5 protein-coding genes are annotated in these 3,083 nt (G+C 72.2%); all 5 read right to left on the reverse strand.

The window, feature by feature from the left end; translation table 11 throughout:
• Window positions 1-237: FAD-binding oxidoreductase (locus tag AOK24_RS39625; RefSeq protein WP_240554339.1), on the reverse strand; the 237-nt coding region annotated here is incomplete at its 3' end.
• A complete protein-coding gene (gene paaD / locus AOK24_RS39630) occupies window positions 237-743 on the reverse strand; it encodes a 1,2-phenylacetyl-CoA epoxidase subunit PaaD (RefSeq protein WP_055724764.1) in 507 nt (168 codons plus the stop codon). The genes AOK24_RS39625 and paaD, both read right to left, overlap by 1 nt.
• Complete coding sequence (gene paaC / locus AOK24_RS39635) at window positions 737-1,453, reverse strand: 1,2-phenylacetyl-CoA epoxidase subunit PaaC (RefSeq protein ID WP_055724765.1); 717 nt, start codon at window positions 1,451-1,453, stop codon at window positions 737-739. The genes paaD and paaC overlap by 7 nt, the downstream gene beginning before the upstream one ends.
• Window positions 1,450-1,734, reverse strand: coding sequence for a 1,2-phenylacetyl-CoA epoxidase subunit PaaB (paaB, locus tag AOK24_RS39640; RefSeq protein ID WP_055724766.1), 285 nt, complete (start codon window positions 1,732-1,734; stop codon window positions 1,450-1,452). The genes paaC and paaB overlap by 4 nt, the downstream gene beginning before the upstream one ends.
• Complete coding sequence (gene paaA, locus AOK24_RS39645) at window positions 1,731-2,732, reverse strand: 1,2-phenylacetyl-CoA epoxidase subunit PaaA (RefSeq protein WP_055724767.1); 1,002 nt, start codon at window positions 2,730-2,732, stop codon at window positions 1,731-1,733. Before paaA ends, paaB begins: the two co-directional genes overlap by 4 nt.
• Between the last annotated feature and the right edge of the window lie 351 nt (window positions 2,733-3,083).

A 3,083-nucleotide genomic window follows, 5' to 3' on the forward strand; every position in this document is an offset into this window, starting at 1 on the left:
CACCAGCCGCACCCCCACCCGCAACGCCCGCGGCCCCTCGGCACCCGGCGCCGGGGAACAGATCGAGTACGTACGCCGGATCTCCTCGCCGTCCACCCGCCGCCGCAGCGCCAGATGCTGGCCGGCGGCGTGCCGGTACGCCTCCCGCAGCTTTGGCGGCACCGCGAACGTCAGCGCCACGGAGTCGTCCGTCAACGGCTCCACCTCGGTCACCCGGAGCGCGTGGAAGCGGGCCATCACAACTCCTTGAAGTGGTCGAAGGGTTCGAGACAGGCCCGGCACCGCCGCAGCGCCTTGCAGGCGGTGGACGAGAACCGGCTGAGCAACTCGGTGTCGGGGGAGCCGCAGTGGGGGCACGGGACGTCGGCGGCGCGCCTCGCCCCCAGGCTCACCGGCACCGGCCCCGCGCCGGACCTCACGCGCGGCGGCGCGATCCCGAACTCCCGCAGTTTGCGGCGGCCTTCCTCCGTGATGTCGTCCGTCGACCACGCGGGGGCGAGGACCCGGCGGACGGTCACCTCGCGGACGCCCTCCGCGCGCAGGGCCCGCTCGATGTCGGCGGACATCGCCTCGACCGCCGGGCAGCCCGTGTACGTCGGGGTGAGGTCGACCTCGACCGCGCCCGCCTCCTGGACGTGCACCGCGCGGACCACGCCGAGTTCCCTCAGGGTCAGGACCGGCAGCTCGGGGTCGGGGACCGCGCCCGCGACCGCGAGGAGCCGCTCCTCCAGGGCCGTCACCATGACGCCCCCGGGTGGCTGCGGTGCAGGTGCTGCATCTCCGCGAGCATCCGGCCGAACGACTCCGTGTGCAGGCCCTGCCGACCGGCGCCCGCCCGCCATGCGCCGGTGCGCGGGCCCTCCGGGACGGGCAGCCCGGCGCGGGTGAGGACCTCCTCGACCGAGGTCCGCCACGCCGACTCCAGCGGCCCGGGGTCGACGCCGAGGCCCTCCACCGGCTCGAACAGCTCGCCGGTGAACCGCCACAGCGCCTCGCACGCCGTGCGCATCCGCGCGTGGCTCTCGTCCGTGCCGTCGCCCAGGCGCAGCGTCCACTGCTCGGCGTGGTCGCGGTGGTAGGCGGTCTCCTTTACGGCCTTCGCGGCGAGGCCGGTGAACTCGCCCTCCCCGCGCGCGAGTTCCCCGTACAGGAGGTGCTGGTACGTCGAGAAGTAGAGCTGACGGGCGATCGTGTGCGCGAAGTCGCCGTTGGGCTGCTCGACGAGCTGGACGTTGCGGAAGGCGCGCTCCTCGCGGAGGTAGGCCAGTTCGTCCTCGTCGCCGACCAGCGAGAGGAGGACGCGGGCCTGGCCGAGGAGGTCGAGGGCGATGTTCGCGAGGGCCAGCTCCTCCTCCAGGACCGGGGCGTGGCCCATCCACTCGCCGAGGCGGTGGGAGAGGATCAGCGCGTCGTCGCCGAGGGCGAGCGCCGGTGCCGTACGGGTCGGGGTCACAGGTGCTTCACCCCTTCCGGGATCTCGTAGAACGTCGGGTGGCGGTAGGGCTTGTCGGCGGACGGGTCGAAGAAGGGGTCCTTCTCGTCGGGGGAGGAGGCGGTGATCTCGGCGGAGGGGACGACCCAGATGGAGACGCCCTCGCCGCGGCGGGTGTACAGGTCGCGGGCGTTGCGCAGGGCCAGTTCCGCGTCCGGCGCGTGGAGGCTGCCCGCGTGGGTGTGGGCGAGGCCTCGGCGGGAGCGGACGAAGACCTCCCAGAGAGGCCAGTCGGTGGTCATGCGCGGGCTCCTGTCTCGCCGGTGTGCTTCGCGGCGTGGGCCGCCGCCGCTTCCCGCACCCAGGCGCCGTCCTCGTGGGCCTTCCTGCGCTGGGTGACGCGCTGCTCGTTGCACGGGCCGTTGCCCTTCAGGACCTCCTTGAACTCCGTCCAGTCGATCGGGCCGAAGTCGTGGTGGCCCCGCTCCTCGTTCCACCGCAGGTCCGGGTCCGGGAGGGTGAGGCCCAGGGATTCGGCCTGGGGGACGCAGATGTCCACGAAGCGCTGGCGCAGTTCGTCGTTCGAGTGGCGCTTGATCTTCCACGCCATCGACTGCGCGGAGTGCGCCGACTCGTCGTCCGGCGGGCCGAACATCATCAGGGACGGCCACCACCAGCGGTCCACCGCGTCCTGTGCCATCGCGTGCTGTTCGCTCGTGCCGTTGCTCAGCGCCAGCAGCAGTTCGTATCCCTGGCGCTGGTGGAACGACTCCTCCTTGCAGACGCGGACCATCGCGCGGGCGTACGGGCCGTACGAGCAGCGGCACAGGGGGACCTGGTTCGTGATCGCCGCGCCGTCCACCAGCCAGCCGATCGCCCCTACGTCCGCCCAGGTCAGAGTGGGGTAGTTGAAGATCGAGGAGTACTTCTGGCGGCCCGTGTGGAGCTTGTCCAGCAGGTCGTCGCGGCTCGCGCCCAGCGTCTCCGCCGCGCTGTACAGGTACAGGCCGTGGCCCGCCTCGTCCTGCACCTTCGCCATCAGGATCGCCTTGCGGCGCAGGGAGGGCGCCCGCGTGATCCAGTTCGCCTCCGGCTGCATGCCGATGATCTCCGAGTGCGCGTGCTGGGCGATCTGCCGCACGAGCGTCGCCCGGTACGCGTCCGGCATCCAGTCGCGCGGCTCGATACGGTCGTCCGCCGCCACGGCCGCGTCGAAGAGGCCCTGACGGTCGCCGTCGTCCCCGGACCGCTCGTCCGGCGTCCGCTGCTCCGCTGCCGCTGCTGAGGCCACTGTCGCCATTCGATCCCCCTCACCTTTCCCGACCGATCGTTCGGTCCGTCGAATTCCAGGATGAAACCCCTGCCGACCCATGTCAACCGCTGTGGAAAACCCCTGTGGACAACTCCCGGACCACCCTCACCCGGCCCCGAAGGCTGCGCCCGCCCCACCGCCTGAGTACCGTGCCGTGGAGCCGTTCCCCTGACGGCCACCCGACACCCAGACCTGAACCACCGGAAACGGGGCGCAATGAACACGCGTGACGACGCTTCGCGCGGGTCACAGGAGGACCCGCTGGAACAGGTGGACGCGGACGCCGAGGCGTCGGGTACCGGCTCGGCGGACCGGCACGGACCTGACGACGCCCCCGGC

The sequence above is a fragment of the Streptomyces niveiscabiei genome (genome assembly GCF_001419795.1).
Classification (GTDB): Bacteria; Actinomycetota; Actinomycetes; order Streptomycetales; family Streptomycetaceae; genus Streptomyces; species Streptomyces niveiscabiei.

Coding starts and splice junctions, on each gene's coding strand:
- paaD (WP_055724764.1), bottom strand. CDS start 743: ATGGTGACGGCCCTGGAGGAGCGGCTCCTCGCGGTCGCGGGCGCGGTC.
- paaB (WP_055724766.1), bottom strand. CDS start 1,734: ATGACCACCGACTGGCCTCTCTGGGAGGTCTTCGTCCGCTCCCGCCGA.
- paaA (WP_055724767.1), bottom strand. CDS start 2,732: ATGGCGACAGTGGCCTCAGCAGCGGCAGCGGAGCAGCGGACGCCGGAC.